This window comes from Enterobacter sp. RHBSTW-00975 (assembly GCF_013615235.1).
Taxonomy (GTDB): Bacteria; Pseudomonadota; Gammaproteobacteria; order Enterobacterales; family Enterobacteriaceae; genus Enterobacter; species Enterobacter ludwigii.
This window is the reverse complement of the sequence record NZ_CP055883.1, coordinates 1,842,296-1,863,113: the sequence shown is the minus strand read 5'-3', so window position 1 is coordinate 1,863,113 and position 20,818 is coordinate 1,842,296. Positions and strand designations below refer to the sequence as shown.

Annotated in this window: 21 protein-coding genes; 13 read left to right on the top strand and 8 right to left on the bottom strand. The window is 56.8% G+C overall.

All coding sequences use genetic code 11. The features are described 5' to 3' along the window. The first annotated feature begins 123 nt into the window (after window positions 1-123). From xthA to HV340_RS08965, 6 genes are all read left to right on the top strand, one after another. The gene (gene xthA / locus HV340_RS08990; RefSeq protein ID WP_020884424.1) at window positions 124-930 is read left to right on the top strand and encodes an exodeoxyribonuclease III; all 807 of its coding nucleotides are present in this window, start codon (window positions 124-126) and stop codon (window positions 928-930) included. Between the two features lie 6 nt (window positions 931-936). Next, window positions 937-1,620 (top strand): TVP38/TMEM64 family protein, encoded by a 684-nt coding sequence (locus tag HV340_RS08985; RefSeq protein ID WP_032677962.1) that lies wholly within the window; start codon window positions 937-939, stop codon window positions 1,618-1,620. A 6-nt stretch (window positions 1,621-1,626) separates the two neighbouring features. Then, complete coding sequence (locus tag HV340_RS08980) at window positions 1,627-2,796, top strand: ABC transporter substrate-binding protein (RefSeq protein WP_072126374.1); 1,170 nt, start codon at window positions 1,627-1,629, stop codon at window positions 2,794-2,796. Continuing rightward, window positions 2,769-4,298, top strand: coding sequence for a thiamine ABC transporter permease (locus HV340_RS08975; RefSeq protein ID WP_181216472.1), 1,530 nt, complete (start codon window positions 2,769-2,771; stop codon window positions 4,296-4,298). Before HV340_RS08980 ends, HV340_RS08975 begins: the two co-directional genes overlap by 28 nt. After that, window positions 4,298-4,918 (top strand): ATP-binding cassette domain-containing protein, encoded by a 621-nt coding sequence (locus tag HV340_RS08970; protein ID WP_181216471.1) that lies wholly within the window; start codon window positions 4,298-4,300, stop codon window positions 4,916-4,918. Before HV340_RS08975 ends, HV340_RS08970 begins: the two co-directional genes overlap by 1 nt. Window positions 4,919-4,991: 73 nt before the next feature. Continuing rightward, entirely contained in the window at window positions 4,992-6,299 is a 1,308-nt protein-coding gene (locus HV340_RS08965; protein WP_181216470.1) for a rhodanese-like domain-containing protein, read from the top strand. Here HV340_RS08965 and HV340_RS08960 read toward each other — a convergent pair. Beyond that, window positions 6,296-6,913, bottom strand: coding sequence for a CDP-alcohol phosphatidyltransferase family protein (locus HV340_RS08960; RefSeq protein WP_181216469.1), 618 nt, complete (start codon window positions 6,911-6,913; stop codon window positions 6,296-6,298). The genes HV340_RS08965 and HV340_RS08960 overlap by 4 nt on opposite strands. Next, on the bottom strand, window positions 6,906-7,475 hold the full coding sequence (locus HV340_RS08955; RefSeq protein WP_014169655.1) for a carboxymuconolactone decarboxylase family protein: 570 nt from the start codon (window positions 7,473-7,475) through the stop codon (window positions 6,906-6,908). The genes HV340_RS08960 and HV340_RS08955 overlap by 8 nt, the downstream gene beginning before the upstream one ends. Window positions 7,476-7,550: 75 nt before the next feature. Here HV340_RS08955 and HV340_RS08950 point away from each other — a divergent pair, with 75 nt between their 5' ends. After that, window positions 7,551-7,967 (top strand): pyrimidine (deoxy)nucleoside triphosphate diphosphatase, encoded by a 417-nt coding sequence (locus HV340_RS08950; RefSeq protein ID WP_025204417.1) that lies wholly within the window; start codon window positions 7,551-7,553, stop codon window positions 7,965-7,967. On the opposite strand, the gene HV340_RS08945 is transcribed toward HV340_RS08950, so the two are convergent. Then, complete coding sequence (locus HV340_RS08945; protein ID WP_014169653.1) at window positions 7,927-8,199, bottom strand: YnjH family protein; 273 nt, start codon at window positions 8,197-8,199, stop codon at window positions 7,927-7,929. The genes HV340_RS08950 and HV340_RS08945 overlap by 41 nt on opposite strands. Before the next feature lie 228 nt (window positions 8,200-8,427). On the opposite strand from HV340_RS08945, the gene gdhA reads away from it, so the two are divergent. Next, complete coding sequence (gene gdhA / locus HV340_RS08940) at window positions 8,428-9,771, top strand: NADP-specific glutamate dehydrogenase (protein ID WP_063925074.1); 1,344 nt, start codon at window positions 8,428-8,430, stop codon at window positions 9,769-9,771. 49 nt (window positions 9,772-9,820) lie between these two features. Here the strand turns inward: gdhA and HV340_RS08935 are convergent, their stop codons facing one another. From HV340_RS08935 to HV340_RS08925, 3 genes are all read right to left on the bottom strand, one after another. Next, window positions 9,821-11,728, bottom strand: coding sequence for a DNA topoisomerase III (locus HV340_RS08935; RefSeq protein WP_020884435.1), 1,908 nt, complete (start codon window positions 11,726-11,728; stop codon window positions 9,821-9,823). Window positions 11,729-11,732: 4 nt separating this feature from the next. After that, window positions 11,733-12,776, bottom strand: coding sequence for a selenide, water dikinase SelD (selD, locus tag HV340_RS08930; protein WP_020884436.1), 1,044 nt, complete (start codon window positions 12,774-12,776; stop codon window positions 11,733-11,735). A 116-nt stretch (window positions 12,777-12,892) separates the two neighbouring features. Continuing rightward, window positions 12,893-13,444 (bottom strand): NAD(P)H nitroreductase, encoded by a 552-nt coding sequence (locus tag HV340_RS08925; protein WP_014169648.1) that lies wholly within the window; start codon window positions 13,442-13,444, stop codon window positions 12,893-12,895. 167 nt (window positions 13,445-13,611) lie between these two features. Here HV340_RS08925 and sppA point away from each other — a divergent pair, with 167 nt between their 5' ends. From sppA to HV340_RS08905, 4 genes are all read left to right on the top strand, one after another. Further along, on the top strand, window positions 13,612-15,468 hold the full coding sequence (gene sppA, locus HV340_RS08920) for a signal peptide peptidase SppA (RefSeq protein ID WP_014169647.1): 1,857 nt from the start codon (window positions 13,612-13,614) through the stop codon (window positions 15,466-15,468). Window positions 15,469-15,531: 63 nt separating this feature from the next. Next, window positions 15,532-16,548 (top strand): asparaginase, encoded by a 1,017-nt coding sequence (gene ansA, locus HV340_RS08915; RefSeq protein ID WP_020884438.1) that lies wholly within the window; start codon window positions 15,532-15,534, stop codon window positions 16,546-16,548. Window positions 16,549-16,557: 9 nt separating this feature from the next. Next, a complete protein-coding gene (gene pncA, locus HV340_RS08910; protein WP_032681225.1) occupies window positions 16,558-17,199 on the top strand; it encodes a bifunctional nicotinamidase/pyrazinamidase in 642 nt (213 codons plus the stop codon). A 170-nt stretch (window positions 17,200-17,369) separates the two neighbouring features. Then, window positions 17,370-18,629, top strand: a complete 1,260-nt coding sequence (locus tag HV340_RS08905) for a glycoside hydrolase family 18 protein (RefSeq protein ID WP_063925075.1) — start codon at window positions 17,370-17,372, stop codon at window positions 18,627-18,629. 55 nt (window positions 18,630-18,684) lie between these two features. Here HV340_RS08905 and HV340_RS08900 read toward each other — a convergent pair whose 3' ends face one another. Both HV340_RS08900 and msrB read right to left on the bottom strand, forming a co-directional pair. Beyond that, the gene (locus HV340_RS08900) at window positions 18,685-18,963 is read right to left on the bottom strand and encodes a YeaC family protein (RefSeq protein ID WP_014169643.1); all 279 of its coding nucleotides are present in this window, start codon (window positions 18,961-18,963) and stop codon (window positions 18,685-18,687) included. A gap of 41 nt (window positions 18,964-19,004) precedes the next feature. Next, window positions 19,005-19,418, bottom strand: a complete 414-nt coding sequence (gene msrB, locus HV340_RS08895) for a peptide-methionine (R)-S-oxide reductase MsrB (protein WP_020884441.1) — start codon at window positions 19,416-19,418, stop codon at window positions 19,005-19,007. 341 nt (window positions 19,419-19,759) lie between these two features. Between msrB and gapA the strand changes: the two genes are divergently transcribed. Further along, complete coding sequence (gapA, locus tag HV340_RS08890) at window positions 19,760-20,755, top strand: glyceraldehyde-3-phosphate dehydrogenase (RefSeq protein ID WP_020884442.1); 996 nt, start codon at window positions 19,760-19,762, stop codon at window positions 20,753-20,755. The last annotated feature ends 63 nt before the right edge of the window (window positions 20,756-20,818 follow it).

Genomic DNA, 20,818 nt, shown 5'->3' with positions numbered 1-20,818 from the left:
GTCAGAATGGTGCAAATATTGCACCGTTGGCATGATCTGTCGCAGTTATTGGTCGAACCCCGTAACAGTTGACGCAAATTCTGCTACCATCCATGCACTATTCACCTTGCATTGGCAGCGACTATGAAATTTGTCTCTTTTAATATCAACGGCCTGCGTGCCCGCCCTCACCAGCTTGAAGCAATTGTTGAGCAACATCAGCCAGATGTGATCGGCCTGCAGGAGACAAAAGTTCACGACGATATGTTCCCCCTCGAAGAGGTGGCGAAGCTCGGTTACAACGTCTTCTATCACGGACAGAAAGGTCACTATGGCGTGGCGCTGCTGACCAAAGAGACGCCGGTTTCCGTACGTCGTGGCTTCCCGGGCGATGATGGCGAAGCGCAGCGTCGCATCATCATGGCGGAAATTCCTTCACCACTTGGCAATATCACGGTGATTAACGGGTATTTCCCGCAGGGTGAGAGCCGCGACCATGAGACAAAATTCCCGGCCAAAGCAAAGTTTTATCAGGATCTGCAGGATTACCTGACCACCGAACTGAAAAAAGAGAATCCGGTGCTGATCATGGGCGACATGAATATCAGCCCGACCGATCTCGATATCGGCATTGGAGAAGAGAACCGCAAACGCTGGTTGCGTACCGGTAAATGTTCTTTCCTGCCGGAAGAACGCGAGTGGATGGAACGCCTGCTCGGCTGGGGTCTGGTTGATACTTTCCGCACCGCCAACCCGGAAACGCAGGATCGCTTCTCGTGGTTTGACTACCGCTCAAAAGGCTTTGATGACAACCGCGGTCTGCGTATTGACCTGCTGCTGGCCAGCCCGCCGCTGGCGGAACGCTGCATCGAAACCGGCATCGACTACGATATCCGCAGCATGGAAAAACCGTCTGACCATGCGCCGGTCTGGGCGAAATTCAAACTGTAACCTCGTGTGAACACGCAAAAAATACTCCTGATGTGCGCCCTTCTGGGCGCATTTGTTCTGACCTTCGTCTTTCTTCCGCCGGGGACGCTCTCCCTGGAAACCATCAAAACGCACCAGCAGTCGCTTCTCTTGCATGTGGAACAGGCACCGTGGCAAAGCGCGTTTTTCTTTTTCGCCCTCTACGTGTTGGTCTCCGCCCTGTCGATACCCGGTGCGGCGATACTGACGCTGCTGGCGGGAGCGCTGTTTACGCTGTGGGAAGGTACCCTGCTGGTCTCGTTTGCTTCTACCCTCGGCGCCACGCTGGCGATGCTTGCCAGCCGTTATCTGCTGCGCGACTGGGTACAGCGGCGATTCACATCGCAGATGAATACGGTGAATGCCGGTATGGCGCGAGACGGTGCAAGGTATCTTTTTGCCCTGCGTCTGATGCCCTTGTTCCCGTTTTTTCTGGTGAATCTGCTCATGGGGCTGACCCGTATTGCGGTCAGTCGCTACTGGTGGGTGAGCCAGGTCGCCATGCTGCCTGCAACCATTATCTTTCTGAACGCCGGACGCGCGCTGGGGAAAGTGAATTCGCTTCGCGATATTTTATCGCCGGGACTGATATTCGCCTTTACACTACTGGGGTTATTGCCGCTGGCGACGCGCTGGCTGTTTTCCCGTTTTACCCCATCATCAAAAAAGTGAGGCATTATGCGCCGTGTGCGTTTTTGCACGTTTCTGAGCGGTCTGCTGCTGGCAGCCCCGCTGTTTGCAGCGGACAACTGGCAGGCTATCCAACAACAAGCTAAAGGCCAGACCGTCTGGTTTAACGCCTGGGGCGGCGATCGGGCGGTAAACCGCTACCTCGAGTGGGTAAGCGGTGAGATGAAAACGCATTACGACATAACCCTTAAAATCGTCCCACTGGCGGATGCCGCCGATGCGGTCAAACGTATTCAAACAGAGGCCGCCGCAGGCCGGAAAACGAACGGGTCAGTCGACCTCTTATGGGTCAACGGTGAGAATTTCCGTACCCTTAAAGCCGCTAACCTGCTGCAAACCGGATGGGCGCAGACCTTGCCCAACTGGCGCTATGTCGATACCCGTAAACCGGTTATGGAGGATTTTGCTGTCCCCACCGATGGCGCGGAATCCCCGTGGGGCGGTGCACAACTCACCTTTATTGCCCGCCACGCAAGCCTGCCTGCGCCCCCAAACGATCCTCAGGCGTTGCTGGCGTATGCGCAGCAGCATCCGGGCAAAGTCAGCTACCCACGCCCGCCCGATTTTACCGGTACGGCATTTCTGGAACAGTTGCTCCTGACCCTCACCGCTCACCCGGAGGCGTTGCAAAAAGCCCCTGATAACACCTTTGCCCAGGTGACGGCTCCGCTGTGGCACTACCTGGACAAATTACACCCGCTGCTGTGGCGAAAGGGAGAGGACTTTCCTCCCTCGCCCGCCAGAATGGATACCTTGCTTGCCAGCGGTAGTCTTAATCTCTCCCTGACCTTTAACCCGGCACATGCGCAGCAAAAAGTGGCCAGCGGTGAACTGCCTGCCGACAGCTACAGCGTTGGTTTTGACAACGGAATGATAGGCAACGTCCATTTTGTGGCCATTCCGTCGAATGCCAGCGCAAGCGCAGGCGCGAAGGTGGTCGCCAATTTCCTCCTTTCACCGCAGGCGCAAATTCGCAAGGCCGACCCGGCCATCTGGGGAGACCCGAGCGTACTGGATGCGAAAACACTGCCCGAAAAAGAAGCGAAGCAGCTCGCTGCCCATACGCCGGCAGGGCTGCCGAAAATACTTCCCGAGCCGCACGCTGCCTGGGTTAACGCGCTGGAGCAGGAATGGCTGCGTCGTTACGGCACCCGCTGAGCTGGCTCGTCTGGCTGGCGATGGCGGTCATCTATATGCCGCTGCTCCCCGCCGCCGCCATACTGTTTGCCCCGGCATTCTCGCTGAACAACTGGCAGTTGCTGCTTAACGACCCGCAACTGCCACAGGCAACGGTCGCCACGCTGGTCTCAACGCTTATCGCGACGCTGGGGTCGATGTTTATCGCTCTGGTGATCGTGGCCCTCCTGTGGCCGGGCGAGCGCTGGCGACGGCTCAGCAGCCGGCTGCCGTGGCTGCTCGCCGTTCCTCATGTGGCCTTTGCCACCAGCGCTTTACTGCTGTTTGCCGAAGGGGGCCTGCTGTATCAGGTGTGTAGCGTCTGTACGCCACCGCTTGACCGATACGGTGCAGGGCTGGGGCTGACGCTTGCGGTAAAAGAGAGCGCGTTTGTGCTGTGGGCCCTTTACGCCGTCCTGCCGGAAAAACGCCTTGCGCAGCAAAAGGTCGTGCTGCATACCTTCGGCTACGGGCGTTTTCAGGCGCTGAACTGGCTCATCCTTCCAACGATCGCGCCGGCTCTTGGCGCGGTGATGCTGGCGGTGCTGGCCTGGTCCCTGTCGGTTGTGGACGTGGCGATGGTGCTCGGGCCTGGCAATCCCCCGACGCTTGCCGTACTGGCGTGGCAGTGGCTCAGTCAGGGCGATGCGCAGCAGCAGACAAAGGGAACGCTGCTGTGCCTGCTTCTCCTTCTGCTGCTGGCCGCGTTTTCTGCACTGGGTTACGGCGCATGGAGACTCTGGCGTCGCACGTTACCGGACCTGAGCGGACGCCGTCGAATGTCGCTTATCGCGCCACCAGCGCGTCTGTTCAGCGGATTTCTGCCCGCCTGCGGGGTGCTTTGCGCGGTCGTGCTGCTCATGCTGGCGCAGCGGGACGACATCGGTGCGGTTGGCACCAGTCTCTCCTTTGGTCTGCTCGCCAGCCTGATTTCGCTGGGAGTAATCTTTCTCTGGCTTGAGTGGGGACCGCAGCGAGGCACACAGTGGGTGTGGTTGCCGCTGGCGCTGCCGGCGCTGCCCCTCGTTACTGGACAATACGTTATCGCGTTGCGACTGGGTATCGACGGGCACTATGCCGCCGTGCTGTGGAGCCATCTGCTGTGGGTTTTACCGTGGATGTTGCTGGTCCTCCAGCCAGCCTGGCAGAGGATCGATCCCCGTCTGATCCTTACCGCCAGAACGCTCGGCTGGCGGCGGGGAAAAATCTTCTGCTTACTGAAATGCCCCTTGCTGGTACGCCCGGCGCTGCTGGCTTTCGCGACCGGGTTTTCCGTCAGCATGGCGCAATACATGCCAACCCTCTGGCTGGGCGCAGGCCGTTTTGCGACGCTGACCACTGAAACCGTGGCGCTCAGCAGTGGAGGCAGCATTCCGCTTCTGGCTAACCGGGCGCTGGGGTTGCTGTTGGTCACGGGGAGCGTGTTTGCCCTTGCCGCCCTGCTATCCCGGCTCGCAAGCCGTTACCGACGAGGATTACGTTAATGCTGCAGGTCAGCAATCTCACCATTGAACCGCTTTTCCGCGAGGTCAATTTTTGTGTGCCACGCGGCGAAATAGTCACGCTGATGGGGCCTTCCGGCAGCGGAAAATCAACCCTTTTTGCCTGGATGGTGGGCGCACTGTCAAACGACTTTCAGGCTCAGGGCGAACTGTGGCTTGATGAACGTCGCTGCGACGGACTGCCCGTGGAGGCCCGCGGGTTGGGGATCCTCTTTCAGGATGCCCTGCTGTTTGACCATTTCAGCGTCGGACAAAATTTGCTGCTGGCATTACCTGAACGGATTGTCGGACGAGCACGGCGAGAAGCGGTCGAGCAGGCGCTCGGTTCTGCCGGGCTTGCCGGGCATTACGCCAGCGATCCGGCGACCCTTTCCGGCGGCGAACGTGCCCGGGTCAGTCTGCTGCGTGCCCTGCTTGCAGAGCCGCAGGCGTTACTGCTGGATGAACCGTTCAGCCGTCTCGATAATGCGTTACGCGCCTCGTTTCGGGCATGGGTATTTGACACTACCCGCGCACGCAATATTCCTGTGGTTCTGGTCACGCATGACGACGAAGACGTGCCCCCGGGCGGCGAAGTGATTGAGATTTCTCGCTGGCAATAATGTGCTAACGCAATGTTTTACCTTTCAGGAGAGACGACAATGCCCCCCTCTTTTACTGACGTCAGGTTATTCGATGAAACGTGTTTCTCAACTGACCGCGCTGGCCATGCTGTGCGGCCTCGCTTCATTTTCCTCTCTGGCTGCTGATATGCCGCACGCCATGACGCTGTCTCAACTTCAGGCACAACACGGCGCGGTGATCGACACCCGCGCCAGCGCGTTTTACAACGGCTGGCCGCAAACGCTGAGCGCGCCCTCCGGGCATGAGCCCGCCGCACTTAACCTTTCCGCCTCCTGGCTTGGCGCGATGAGCGATGACCAGATTGCCGTCTGGGCCAGACAGCACCAGCTTACGCCGGCCATGACGATCGCGCTCTACGGTCGCGACGCCGATAATCAGGCGGTCAAAGCGCGGCTGGAAAAAGCCGGCTACCACCAGATTTCCGTGCTCAACGATGCCCTGCAGGTACCTGAGCGTCTGCAGCGTTTGCCGCACTTTGAACAACTCGTCTACCCGGAGTGGATCCACCGGCTTCAGCAGGGTAAACCCGTCACTGCTGCGCCAACGGGCGACTGGAAAGTCATTGAAGCCGCATGGGGCGCGCCGAAGTTTTATCTGCTGAACCATATTCCCGGTGCCGGCTACATTGATACCAACGAAGTGGAAAGCGAACCGCTGTGGAATAAAGTTTCTGACGACACGCTAAAAGCGATGCTGGCGAAGCACGGGATCCGTCACGATACGACCGTCATTCTGTATGGCCGTGACGTATATGCCGCCGCCCGCGTGGCGCAGATCATGCTGTATGCGGGCGTGAAGGACGTCCGCATTCTTGATGGCGGCTGGAAAGCCTGGTCTGACGCGGGTCTGCCGGTTGAACGGGGAATGCCCAAAGACGTGAAGCCCGCCCCCGATTTTGGTGCACCGATCCCCGGCCAGCCGCAGTTGATGGTGGATATGGCGCAAGCACGCGGAATGCTGCATCGCCAGGACGCGTCGCTGGTCAGCATTCGTTCCTGGCCGGAGTTCATCGGCGAAACCAGCGGCTACAGCTACATCAAGCCAAAAGGTGAAATTGCCGGTGCCCGCTGGGGTCATGCCGGTAGCGACGCCACCCATATGGAAGATTTCCATAATCCGGATGGCACCATGCGCAGCGCTGACGACATCGCCGCCATGTGGAAAACCTGGAACATCCTGCCGGAACAGCACGTCGCGTTTTACTGCGGCACCGGCTGGCGTGCGTCCGAGACGTTTATGTACGCACGGGCGATGGGCTGGAAAAATGTCGCCGTCTATGACGGCGGCTGGTACGAGTGGAGCAGTCATCCACAGAACCCCGTCTCCAGCGGAAAACGCGGGCCAGAAAGTTCACGCTAACGGGTAAGTGACTTCAGCGTCACATACCCGCTCCAGATGCGCGTTGTGGTGGTCAGCCAGCACAACGCGCCAAATATCCACGCCAGCACGCTGAAGTTCGCTGGAAAGAGGCAGCACAGCACAAACAGCGCGATCGTCTCCGTCCCCTCCGTTAACCCACCAATATAGTAAAACGACTTATGCGCGTAGCCGGGGTTGTCGATGTTGTGTTTCGCTGCCAGCGCGGCAAATGCCAGAAAACTGCTCCCGGTACCGATAAAGGCAAACAACAGCCAGCCAGCGGCAAGCGCATTCTCTGCGGGGGCCGCCAGCGCGAATCCGAAGGGAACCAGCGCGTAAAACAGAAAATCGAGGGCGATATCAAGAAATCCTCCCGCATCCGTCAGCCCGCGCCGGCGCGCCAGCGCACCGTCCAGACCATCCAGCAGGCGATTCAGCACGATGGCGACGAGCGCCGCCGGATACCAGCCGAGGGCCAGAAACGGTAAGGCCAGAACGCCTATGGCAAACCCGGTCAGGGTTAATCCGTCAGGCGTGATCCCCGGCTTATCCACTACTGACACCAGTCGGTTGAGCGTGGGTTTAATCCGCGGGTGCAGATGATGATCAAGCATGGGGATCCTCTTTAAACGTGGCACATAACCCCTGCGCCGGGATGTCCAGCGCGGCATTAAAGCGTGCAGAGAGATTCTGAAACGCAATCAGCGCCGTCATTTCGGCGATCGCGTCCTCGCTGAAATGGCGTTTGATCTCACTTTTGATTTCGTCATCCACACGGGGCGGCGTCGCGGTGACAGCCTCGGCATAGGCCAGAGCCGCACGCTCCTCTTCGCTAAAAAGAGCGGAATCACGCCACGCGTTGACGGCCTGAACCTTATCCAATGCGCCCGAGCGCTCCGCCAGGCGCAAACTGTTGGCATCGATACAAAAAGCGCAGTGACAAAGCTGCGATACCCGGGTCATTAACAGCGAACGGAGCACCGGCGACAGGCGCGCGTGACGACGTTCGAGAAAACCGACGAACAATGCCACCAGCCAGAAAAGACGTGGCATCCTTCCCCACCAGCGCGTGGGGTTAAGCACGGCACCAAAGTGTTTTTTCTGCATGGCGGCAATCGGTTTTATGCTGACCGGAAGGGTGGCGATGGGATCTACCCAAGTGGACGTCTCTTTCACCTGATTCTCCTGATGGCTGGACTCTTAGAAAGGGCACGATAATATGGTGTTTTTCGCTAACAAGTATTGACGACCATGCTAAAAACAGTCGATGTCGTTGCGGCAATCATCGAAAAAGACAACAAAATTTTACTGGCCCAGCGCCCGGCTCATGCCGACCAGCCGGGCATGTGGGAATTCGCAGGCGGAAAAGTAGAAGCCGGTGAGACACAGCCCGAGGCGCTTGTCCGCGAGTTGCACGAAGAGCTCGGCATCCACGCGCAGCCAGGTGAGTATGTGGCAAGCCATCAGCGTGAGGTGTCACAGCGGTTAATCAACCTTCACGCCTGGCACGTTCCGGCATTCAGCGGCGCGCTGACGGCGCATTACCACAGTGCGCTGGTGTGGTGTACGCCCGAAGACGCATTTGGTTTCAACTTAGCGCCTGCGGACATCCCGCTGCTGGAGGCGTTTATTGTTTTACGCGACGCCAGACCAGCGGATTCGTGCTAATGGTGCGTTCATCACGCTGGCACTGCAACAGAATACCGTCCGCTTTTACCACTGCCCCTTCCGAATAGTTCTGATCCTGATAGATGCAGCACTGGTTACACGGCTGCGCTCGCTGGCCACTGGAGCTGAACACCTCCGGCGGCACATTCACGTCCACATCCGGGCGAATGCGGTCTGCCTGCGCGCCTGCGGTAAACATCAAACATAACGCGGCTATCACGTAACGGTTCATAGACTTATTTTCCTGTTGTGCCCTGATAAAGACTATAACGGTAAACCGGCGCAGAACCTTTAATTTATCTCGTCATCGCTTTTGGTTATGACGCAGCCCCGCTGATTAATTTCCCTTTCGGCATGCATTTCTGCTTGCTTCACAAAGCGGTACGGATGGTATAGTCAAAAAAACAACACAATTCGTATAAGCAATATACATAAAATAATATAAGGGGTTCTTATATCTATGGATCAGACACGCTCTCTGGAAACTTTCCTCTCTTATGTTCAACAGCGCGACCCGCATCAAAGTGAGTTTGCGCAGGCCGTACGTGAAGTCATGACCACGTTGTGGCCGTTCCTTGAAGAAAACCCGCGTTATCGCCAGATGTCACTGCTTGAGCGCCTCGTGGAGCCGGAGCGCGTGATCCAGTTTCGCGTGACCTGGGTAGATGACCGTAATCAGGTCCAGGTTAACCGCGCGTGGCGCGTGCAGTTTAATTCCGCCATCGGCCCGTTTAAGGGCGGGATGCGTTTCCACCCTTCCGTGAATCTGTCGATTTTAAAATTCCTCGGCTTTGAGCAGACGTTTAAAAACGCCCTTACGACCCTGCCCATGGGCGGCGGGAAAGGCGGCAGTGATTTCGATCCGAAAGGCAAAAGCGAAGGCGAAGTGATGCGTTTCTGTCAGGCGCTGATGACCGAACTCTATCGTCATCTTGGTCCCGATACAGACGTTCCGGCGGGCGATATCGGCGTCGGTGCGCGTGAAGTGGGCTTTATGGCCGGCATGATGAAAAAGCTTTCGAATAACAGCGCCTGTGTCTTTACGGGCAAAGGGCTCTCCTTTGGCGGCAGCCTGATCCGTCCGGAAGCCACCGGCTACGGGCTGGTCTATTTTACCGAGGCGATGCTGAAGCGCCACGGCTTAGGGTTTGAAGGTATGCGCGTGGCGGTGTCCGGCTCCGGTAACGTGGCCCAATACGCCATTGAGAAAGCAATGCAGTTTGGTGCCCGCGTGGTTACCGCGTCAGATTCACGCGGTACCGTGGTGGATGAAGCCGGTTTTACGGCCGAGAAGCTGGCTCGCCTGTGCGACATTAAAGCCAGCCGCGACGGCCGTCTGGCGGATTATGCCCGTGAATTTGGTCTGACCTGGCTCGAAGGCAAACAGCCGTGGGGCGTGCCGGTCGATATCGCCCTGCCATGTGCGACCCAGAACGAACTGGATACCGAGGCCGCACGCACCCTGATTACCAACGGCGTGAAGGCCGTGGCCGAAGGGGCGAATATGCCAACCACCATCGAAGCGACCGATCTGTTCCTTGAGGCTGGCATGCTGTTTGCGCCGGGCAAAGCCGCGAACGCCGGCGGCGTGGCGACCTCTGGCCTGGAGATGGCGCAAAACGCCGCGCGCCTCGGCTGGAAGGCAGAGAAAGTGGATGCGCGTCTGCACCACATTATGCTGGATATTCACCACGCCTGCGTCGAGTACGGCGGTGAGGCATCGCAAACCAACTACGTGCGTGGCGCAAATATCGCCGGGTTCGTGAAGGTCGCGGATGCGATGATTGGGCAAGGGGTTATCTAAGCACGCTGTCGCCCTTTCCCGTTGGGAGAGGGCGACAACCGAAAGCACATCAGGCTGCGCTTTTTTTCTTTTTGAACGGTTTCTTCGGCGCACCACCCGGTGCAACCATCCCCCGGAACTGCTTCACCGGCGTATTACGCGCCTGGTTAATCAGCTCGTACAAGGTCCCCACCAGCGGTTGCATAAAGTCCTGATAGCGACACTGCTTTTCACTGATTTGCGTCAGCACAGATTCCCAGTGTGCCGTCATGTCCGGCCTTGCGGCCAGCTCAGGCAGCGAGTGGATCAATGCGCGCCCCGGTTCAGTCGAGTGGATATAGCGCCCTTTTTTCTCCAGAAAACCGCGCTTAAACAGCAACTCGATAATGCCCGCACGGGTCGCTTCCGTGCCCAGTCCGTCGGTAGCACGCAAGATCTTCTTCAGATCCTTATCCTGAACAAAACGGGCGATTCCGGTCATTGCCGAGAGCAGTGTCGCATCGGTGAAGTGGCGCGGCGGTTGGGTCTGGCGTTCAACCACTTCGCCTTTCTCACACAGCAGCTCGTCATCTTTGGCGACCACCGGCAGCGGCGTGCCGTCATTCTCTTCGTCACGCTCTTTGTTGCCAAGCAGCGTGCGCCAGCCAGCCTCCGCCAGGAAACGCGCCTTGGCGATAAATTTTCCTTTGGCAATTTCCAGCTCAATCACGCATTTGCGGAACACTGCGTCCGGGCAGAACTGCATCAGGTACTGACGAGCCACCAGGTTATACACCTTCGCTTCGTTTTCCGTGAGGTTAACATTGCTGGCGCGCGCCGTCGGGATAATCGCATGGTGGGCATCCACCTTTTTATCATCCCAGCAGCGGTTATGAATGTCCGGATTCACAACCGGTTGTGGCAGCAGATCCGGCGCGTGAACAGCAATGGCGTTCATCACCGAGTGACGGCCGGCAAAGTGCTCTTCTGGCAGATACCGGCTGTCCGAACGCGGATAGGTAATGAGTTTGTGGGTTTCGTAGAGCTTCTGGCAGATATCAAGGACGTTCTGCGCGCTCAGACCGAAGCGTTTCGCCGCTTCAATCTGCAGCGCGGAAAGCGAGAACGGCAGCGGCGCGGGTTCTGATTCCCGTTTATCGTTATAGCTGGTGACAATAGCAGGCTGACCGGTAATCCGGTTGACCACGTGCTCCGCCAGCGGACGGTGCAGCAACCGCCCCTCTTCATCCTGATACGATTCGCAGGCATCGCTTGGCTGCCAGACGGCGGTAAAGCGCTCGTCTTTCGGCGTGACGATATGCGCTTTAACCTCAAAGAAATCTTTGGCGACGAAATTCTCAATCTCTTCGTCACGACGCACCACCAGCCCCAGCACCGGCGTTTGCACACGCCCGACGGAGAGGACGCCCTGATAACCGGCATTACGCCCCAGGATGGTGTAGGCGCGGGTCATGTTGATCCCGTAAAGCCAGTCCGCACGAGCGCGGGCCAGCGCGGAAACGCACAGCGGAATAAACTCGCTGTTCGCGCGCAGACGTGAAATGGCCCGCTCCACGGCCTGCGGATTGAGGTCGTTAATCAGGCAGCGCTGGACCTGCTGGCGTTTTTCCGGCGCCAGCTCCAGATAGTCCAGCACCTCATCCACCAGCAGTTGCCCTTCCCTGTCCGGGTCACCCGCGTGGATGACTTCCGTCGCGTCATGCAAAAAACGTTTAATCACGTTGAGCTGTTTGGTGACGGAAGGCCGTGGCTGCAGGCGCCATTTTTCAGGGACGATGGGCAGGTCATTGAGGTTCCAGCGGGCATAGCGGCTGTCGTAGACATCCGGCTGCGCCTGCTCAAGCAGGTGACCGATACACCAGGTGACCACTTGCCCGTTACCGCATTCGATAAAGCCGTCTCCCTTGCGATGCGGCTTCGGCAGCACATCGGCAATGGCACGGGCCAGACTCGGCTTTTCGGCAATAAACAACCGCATTGAATTAACGGATCTCAATCATCGGTCGTCCACCGCGCGCGGTCACCAGTTCACCGATCGCCGTCAGGGTAATACCAAACTCTGCGGCCGTCGCCTGGACGTCGGCTTCAGCGTCTGGCGTGACCGCCAGCAGCAAACCACCGGACGTTTGCGGATCGCACAGCAGATTGCGCCACGCTTCAGGCATTTCGCCCATCAGATGACCATAGCTGGCAAAGTTACGCTGGGTACCGCCCGGAACGGCGCCCGCTGCAATGTACTCCTCCACACCCGGCAGCTTCGGCACGTCCTGATACCAGACCTGCGCCTGTACGCCCGCGCCCTGACACACTTCGGAGAGGTGTCCGAGAAGGCCAAAACCGGTCACGTCGGTCATGGCTTTCACGCCGTCGATATTCGCGAAAGCCGCACCCGCGAGATTCATCTGGCACATGACCTCGGTTGCCAGCCCCTGGTGTTCCGGCTTCAGCAGCGATTTTTTCTCCGCAGTAGTGAGGACACCAATGCCCAGCGGTTTGGTGAGGAACAGCTTGCAGCCCGCCTGCGCGGTGCTGTTGCGTTTCACGCGCTCGGTGGGCACCACGCCCGTGACCGCGAGACCGAAGATCGGCTCCGGCGCATCGATAGAATGACCACCGGCCAGCGCGATCCCCGCCTGCTGGCAGGCAAAACGTCCCCCTTCAATCACCTCACGGGCAATTTCAGGGGCAAGGGTGTTAATCGGCCAGCCCAGAATGGCAATCGCCATAATCGGTTTGCCCCCCATGGCGAAAATATCGCTGATGGCGTTGGTGGCCGCAATACGCCCGAAATCGAACGGGTTGTCGACAATCGGCATAAAGAAGTCGGTGGTACTGATAATGCTGGTGCCGTTACCCAGGTCATAAACTGCCGCATCGTCACGCGTTTCGTTACCGACAAGCAGGTTCGGGTCGACAAACTTCGCCTGTTCACTGTGGAGAATGGTCTCCAGCACTTTCGGGGAAATTTTACAACCGCAACCGGCTCCGTGGCTGTATTGCGTTAAACGAATGGTTTGCTCGCTCATGGACGTCTCCTGTCATCTCAATCGCGCTATGGTAGCGCTCATTCCATAAAGAGGTAAGTATGACTGTCTGAATTCTGCGGCAGATGCTCAGAATCCAGACAGTTTAGCGCGCGTTATCAGAAACGGCTGACGAAAGGCGTGGTGTCCGGCACATTAATGGTGGCGGAGGCTTTAAGCTGAGGCGTGCCGAGATAGAGGAAGCCGACAATTTTATCATGTTCGCCACAGGCGAATCCGTCGCGAACCGGCTGGCTGTTGGTCAGCGGCCCTGTGCGCCAGATACCGTTAAACCCTTGCGCCACGGCGGCCATTTGCATTGCCATGACGGCACAGCCGGCAGACATTTCCTGCTCCCAGACCGGCACTTTGTGGTCGGCCTGACATTTCGCCACGACAGCGATGATCATCGGCGCACGGAATGGCGCACTGCGGGCTTTCTCAATACCCTTCTCATCCTGACCTGCGGCAACCGCCCCCTGCTCCAGTATCTGACTGAAACGATCGCGGCCTTCACCTTCAATCACAAAGAAGTGCCATGGCTGCAGCGTACCATGATCCGGTGCACGCAGGCCGGCACGCAGAATATTCTCCAGTTGCTCCCCTGCCGGCGCCGGCTCGGTGAGACGTGAAGCGCTACGGCGGTTAACAAGCAGTTCAAGTGCGTCCATTGGTTAACTCCTTTCTTGAAATTTACTCACAAAATTAACACGGCGGCAGATTTTGTTACAGCGTAGCAGGCGATTCCTGCTGACAAGTGACGGTTGGGTCATTACGATAACCGCACATTGCCGTCCCGTGGCGACGGAAACAGTCATTTTCTGGTTAGGGAGAATACATGCGAACCCTTTGGCGAATCATTGCCGGTTTCTTTAAATGGACGTGGCGACTGCTCAACTTCGTCCGCAACCTGGTGATGAATATCTTCTTCATCCTCCTGGTTCTGGTTTGCGCAGGCGTCTGGATGCATATCAGCAACGCAAATCAGGCGCAGCATTCGACTCGCGGGGCGCTGTTACTTGATATCACGGGCGTCATCGTCGATAAGCCGTCCACCAGCAATCGTCTGGGCGTTATTGGCCGTCAGCTGTTTGGCGCGACATCAGACCGTCTTCAGGAAAACTCCCTGTTCGATATCGTCGACACCATTCGTCAGGCAAAAGATGACCGCAACATTACCGGCATCGTGCTGGATCTGAAAGATTTTGCCGGCGGCGACCAGCCTTCAATGCAATACATTGGTAAAGCACTGCGCGAATTCCGCGACAGCGGCAAGCCGGTGATTGCGGTCGGGGACAGCTACAGCCAGGGGCAATATTATCTGGCCAGCTTCGCCAATAAAATCTGGCTCTCCCCGCAGGGTACGGTCGATCTGCATGGCTTTGCCACTAACGGTCTGTATTACAAATCGCTGCTCGACAAACTGAAAGTCACCACCCACGTCTTCCGCGTCGGAACCTATAAATCCGCCGTGGAGCCGTTTATTCGTGATGATATGTCCCCTGCGGCCCGTGAAGCGGACAGCCGCTGGATTGGTGAGCTGTGGCAAAACTATCTGAGCACCGTGGCCGCTAACCGCCAGATAACCGCTGAACAGGTGTTCCCTGGCGCGCAGGGCGTGCTGGAAGGCCTGCGCAAGGTTGATGGTGATACCGCAAAATATGCGCTGGATAACAAACTGGTCGATGCGCTGGGCACCAGCGCGGATATCGAAAAATCACTGAGCAAACAGTTTGGCTGGAGCAAAGAGGATAAAAACTTCAGCGCTATCAGCATGTACGATTATGCGACCAAAAAGCCGGATGACAGCGGTGACAGCGTCGCGGTGGTCTTTGCTAATGGTGCCATCATGGACGGCGAGGAAACGCCGGGTAACGTGGGCGGCGATACCACCGCATCGCAAATCCGTGATGCTCGCCTTGATCCGAAAGTGAAGGCGATCGTACTGCGCGTAAACAGCCCTGGCGGCAGCGTCAGCGCTTCTGAAGTGATCCGCGCTGAACTTGCCGCGGCACGTGCAGCCGGCAAGCCGGTAGTGGTGTCGATGGGTGGAATGGCGGCCTCGGGCGGTTACTGGATTTCAACCCCGGCTAACTACATCGTCGCCAACCCGAGCACGCTGACCGGCTCGATTGGCATCTTTGGGGTGATTAACACCGTGGAAAACAGCCTGGATTATCTGGGCGTCCATACCGATGGCGTTGCCACTTCACCGCTGGCGGATGTGTCGGTCACCAAATCGCTGCCGCCTGAAGTCTCTGAGATGATGCAGCTCAGTATCGAGAACGGCTACAAGCGCTTTATTACGCTGGTGGCAGAGTCCCGTAAAAAGACACCGCAACAGATCGACGACATTGCGCAGGGCCACGTCTGGACCGGCCAGGATGCGAAGAATAATGGTCTGGTAGACAGCCTGGGCGACTTTGATGACGCGGTGAAGAAAGCCGCCGAACTGGCGAAGCTCAAGCAGTGGCACGTTGAGTATTACCAGGACGAGCCGTCGTTCTTTGACCTGGTGATGAACAGCATGTCCGGCTCCGTGCGTGCCATGCTGCCTGAGGCGCTGCAGGCGTATCTGCCTGCGCCAGTCGCGACGGCGGCTAAAGCGATGAAAGCGGAAAGCGACAAACTGGCGGCCTTCAACGATCCACAAAGCCGTTACGCGTTTTGTCTGACCTGTGCAAACGTCCGTTAAACACCGTCCCCTCTTCCCGTGAAGAGGGGATTTTTTTCTTTTGAAGAACAAGAACTCACTACCATGCAGAAGAAATCGATTTATGTAGCCTACACTGGCGGTACCATCGGTATGCAGCGCTCTGAAAACGGCTATATCCCGGTCTCCGGCCACCTTCAGCGCCAGCTCGCGCTGATGCCTGAATTCCACCGTCCTGAAATGCCTGACTTCACCATCCACGAATACGAGCCGCTGATGGACTCCTCCGATATGACGCCGGAAGACTGGCAGCATATCGCGGACGACATTAAAGCCCATTACGACCAGTACGACGGCTTTGTGATCCTGCATGGTACCGACACAATGGCGTTTACCGCCTCGGCACTCTCCTTCATGCTGGAGAATCTGGGCAAGCCCGTCATCGTCACCGGCTCGCAAATTCCGCTGGCGGAGCTGCGTTCTGACGGGCAGATCAACCTGCTCAACTCCCTGTATGTGGCAGCGAATTACCCGATTAACGAAGTGTCGCTGTTCTTCAACAACCGACTGTATCGCGGCAACCGGACCACGAAGGCGCACGCCGATGGTTTTGACGCTTTCGCCTCACCGAACCTGCAGCCGCTGCTGGAGGCGGGCATCCATATTCGTCGTCTGGGCACCCCGCCTGCGCCGAGCACGGCGGGCGAACTGATTGTTCATCCGATCACGCCGCAACCGATTGGCGTGGTAACGATTTACCCGGGTATCTCTGCAGATGTGGTGCGTAACTTCCTGCGCCAGCCGGTGAAAGCGCTGATCCTGCGCTCTTACGGCGTGGGCAATGCCCCGCAGAACGGCGAGTTTCTGAAAGAGCTGCAGGAAGCGAGCGAGCGCGGGATCGTGGTGGTTAACCTGACGCAATGCATGTCCGGTAAAGTCAACATGGGCGGTTACGCCACCGGTAACGCCCTCGCGCATGCAGGCGTTATCAGCGGATTCGATATGACCGTTGAAGCCACGCTGACTAAACTTCACTATTTACTGAGTCAGGATCTGGACATTCAGTCCATCCGCAGCGCGATGATGCAAAACCTGCGCGGCGAACTGACGCCGGACGAATAAGGAGGCACCATGACGCAACGCGCCCTGTTACTGGTCGATTTGCAAAATGATTTCTGTGCGGGCGGCGCACTGGCCGTCGCTGAAGGTGACAGCACCGTAGACGTGGCGAATACGCTGATTGAGTGGTGCAAAACGCGAGGTGAGGCAGTTGTCGCAAGCCAGGACTGGCACCCGGCTGACCACGGCAGTTTTGCCAGCCAGCACGGCGTTGAGCCCTTCACTCAGGGTGAACTTGACGGCCTGGCACAAACCTTCTGGCCGGATCACTGCGTGCAACAGACGGAAGGTGCGCAGCTGCATCCGCTGCTGAATCAGAAGGCCATCGACGCGGTGTTTCATAAAGGGGAAAACCCGTCTATCGACAGCTACAGCGCCTTCTTTGATAACGGGCATCGCCAGAAAACGGCGCTGGACGGGTGGTTACGCCATCACGAAATCACCGAACTGATTGTGCTGGGTCTGGCGACGGATTACTGCGTGAAGTTCACCGTGCTGGACGCCCTCCAGCTAGGCTATACCGTCAGCGTCATCACCGACGGCTGTCGTGGGGTGAACATTCAGGCGCAGGACAGCGCCCAGGCGTTTATGGATATGGCCGCGGAAGGCGCCACCCTGTATACCCTGGAAGACTGGCTGGAAACGCACGCCTGACCTTCTCGCCGGGCAAGCCACAGTGCTGCCCGGCACGCCCCGTCTCATTCCCCATAAAGTGAACTCCCTCGCATCACCAGCGAAGCGGCAATGCTATTCTCTTCAGGCTGTTTTTTCGCCACGCCTTTTCCGTGGCGTGGTTATTTTTGTTAAGTCAAAGAGGAACTTGTATGAAACGTTTGCCTTTGCTGGCAGCATTACCCCTGCTTTGCGCGTCAGTTGCTTCCGCCACTCCCCTGATGTCTGTGGGATATTTTAATGGCGGTGGCGATGTCACCGCCGGTCCCGGTGGTGATATCAATACGCTCGACGTTCGTCAGATTACCCACCTGAACTACTCATTTGGTCTGGTTTATAACGATGAGAAAGACGAAACCCATGCTGCGCTGAAAGATCCGGCGAAACTTCATCAGATCTGGCTGTCGCCAAAAGTCGCCGCCGATCTGGCGCTAATCCCGATGCTGCGTAAGCAAAATCCAAACCTGAAAGTGCTGCTCTCCGTGGGCGGATGGGGTGCGCGTGGCTTCTCCGGCGCAGCCGCGACCCAAGAGAGCCGTGCGGTGTTTATCCGCTCGGCTCAGGAGATTGTCGAAAAATATGCACTCGACGGCATCGATCTTGACTGGGAATACCCGGTAAATGGCGCATGGGGACTGGTGGCCAGCACGCCAGCCGATCGCGATAACTTCACCGCACTGCTGAAAGAATTGCGCGCCGCCTTCGGCCATAAAAAACTGGTCACCATCGCGGTGGGGGCAAATGCAGAAAGTCCGAAAAGCTGGGTGGATGTGAAGGCCATTGCCCCGCTGCTCGACTACATCAACCTGATGACCTACGACATGGCGTATGGCACACAGTATTTCAACGCCAATCTGTATGACTCCAGCGACTGGCCAACGGTGGCCGCCGCAGATAAATACAGCGTGGATTTTGTGGTGAACAACTATCTGGCGGCCGGGCTGAAGCCGCAGCAGATGAACCTCGGGATTGGTTTTTACGGCCGCGTGCCGAAACGCGCCGTGGAGCCCGGTATTGACTGGACAAAACCCGATGCGCAAAACCATCCGGTGACCCAGCCCTACTTTGGGCCTCAGGAAACCGGCTTGTTCGCGTCACTGGGTTACGACCTGACCAAAGATACGTATGTGAAGTACAACGATATTGTGAAAAAGCTCTTAAACGATCCGCAGAAGCGTTTTACCGAACACTGGGACGAACGGGCGCAAGTGCCGTGGCTTTCAGTGAATGCGGCGGACGGCAAGGCGCTGTTTGCCCTTTCCTATGAGAACCCGCGTTCCGTCGCCATCAAAGCGGATTACATCAAGGAGAAAGGTCTCGCCGGGGCGATGTTCTGGGAGTACGGCGCGGATGACAATAACCAGTTAGCGAAACAGCTGGCGGAGTCGCTGGGAATTAAACCCAAAGAGTAAGATAAGCACGCCCTCTCTCCAGAGAGAGGGCGTTGGCAGGACTGCCGCCCCACCGTTACTGCATCTTTATCGTCGCGATCGGCTTTGGCGTGATACCAAAGTCCTCTTTCAGCTCGCGCTTGCTCTTCATCACCATCTGGCCTTGAGTGTCGATAGTCATGTGTTGCGCGTCGGTATTGTTACGCGCCTGCCAGAGCATCACCAGTTGCAGACTGTTCTCTTTTTGCTCCGGCGTGAGCGCGACACCGTCCGGCCATTTTCCCAGTTCAACAGCAGTCACCAGGCGCTGATACACCTCCGGCGTCATACCGCTAATCATGTCATCAATATTCACGATCTCTCCCTTTCAAAGGAATAATTTGCTGAATCGTTTTTTCAACCTTTGATCTGGTCACCGTTTTCATCATCGGTGAAGCTCATCGACGCTGAATTCACACAGAAACGCTCACCCGTCGGTTGAGGGCCATCCGGGAAGACGTGTCCAAGGTGGGCGTCACAGGTTCCGCAACGAATTTCAGTTCGCACCATGCCGTGCGACGTGTCGCTCAGGTAGCGGATCGCATCGTCGCTGACCGGCTCATAAAAGCTTGGCCAGCCACAGCCAGAATCGAACTTCGTTTGGGAATTGAACAACGGGGCGTCACATACCAGACAGTGGTAGACACCGTCGCGCTTGTTGTGCAGTAAACGGCCAGTAAAAGGCGGTTCGGTTCCGTGATTTTGCGTCACGTAAAACTGCATTTCGGTGAGGTTTTTTTTCAAATCGTCAGGGTTACGTTGGTTCGACATATGCTTACATCTCGCTGTAGAAACAGACACCTTTTAACCCGGATTCTAACAAAACATTAACACCCTTGCGTGCACTTTTGTTCTAAACTTATGTGTCGCGAAAAGGCGGTCAGGCAATTGTGATCATGTTCACATTTTTATCCTGCGAGGACTTTAAAATGCCGCGCGCAGCCCCCATGTGGTTGCTAGCTCAAAGGGAAAGTGAGGCGAGTCAGTCGCACAAACGTTAGTCACAGGATTGATTTGTCGCAATGATTGACACGATTCCGCTTGACGCTGCGTAAGGTTTTTGTAATTTTACAGGCAACCTTTTATTCACTAACAAATAGCTGGTGGAATATATGACTATCAAAGTAGGTATCAACGGTTTTGGCCGTATCGGCCGTATTGTTTTCCGTGCTGCTCAGAAACGTTCTGACATCGAAATCGTTGGTATCAACGATCTCCTGGACGCTGAATACATGGCGTACATGCTGAAGTACGACTCAACTCACGGTCGTTTCGACGGCACCGTTGAAGTGAAAGACGGCCACCTGGTTGTTAATGGCAAAACCATCCGCGTTACTGCTGAGAAAGACCCAGCTAACCTGAAATGGAACGAAATCGGTGTTGATGTTGTAGCTGAAGCTACCGGTATCTTCCTGACCGACGAAACTGCGCGTAAACACATCACCGCGGGTGCGAAAAAAGTTGTTCTGACCGGTCCTTCTAAAGACAACACCCCAATGTTCGTTCGTGGTGCAAACTTCGAAACTTACGCTGGCCAGGACATCGTTTCTAACGCATCCTGCACCACCAACTGCCTGGCACCGCTGGCGAAAGTAATCAACGACAACTTCGGCATCGTCGAAGGTCTGATGACTACCGTCCACGCGACCACCGCGACTCAGAAAACTGTTGACGGCCCGTCTCACAAAGACTGGCGTGGCGGTCGTGGCGCGGCTCAGAACATCATCCCATCCTCTACCGGTGCAGCTAAAGCTGTAGGTAAAGTACTGCCAGAACTGAATGGCAAACTGACTGGTATGGCGTTCCGCGTTCCAACTCCTAACGTATCCGTTGTTGACCTGACCGTTCGTCTGGAAAAAGCTGCTTCTTATGAAGAAATTAAGAAAGCAATCAAAGCTGCTTCCGAAGGCGCAATGAAAGGCGTTCTGGGCTACACCGAAGACGACGTTGTATCTACCGATTTCAACGGCGAAGTGTGCACTTCCGTGTTCGATGCTAAAGCGGGTATCGCACTGAACGACAACTTCGTGAAACTGGTTTCCTGGTACGACAACGAAACCGGCTACTCTAACAAAGTACTGGACCTGATCGCTCACATCTCCAAATAAGTTGAGATGAGTGCTTGATCCAAAAAGGCGACTTCGGTCGCCTTTTTTATTGTTTTTAGACAG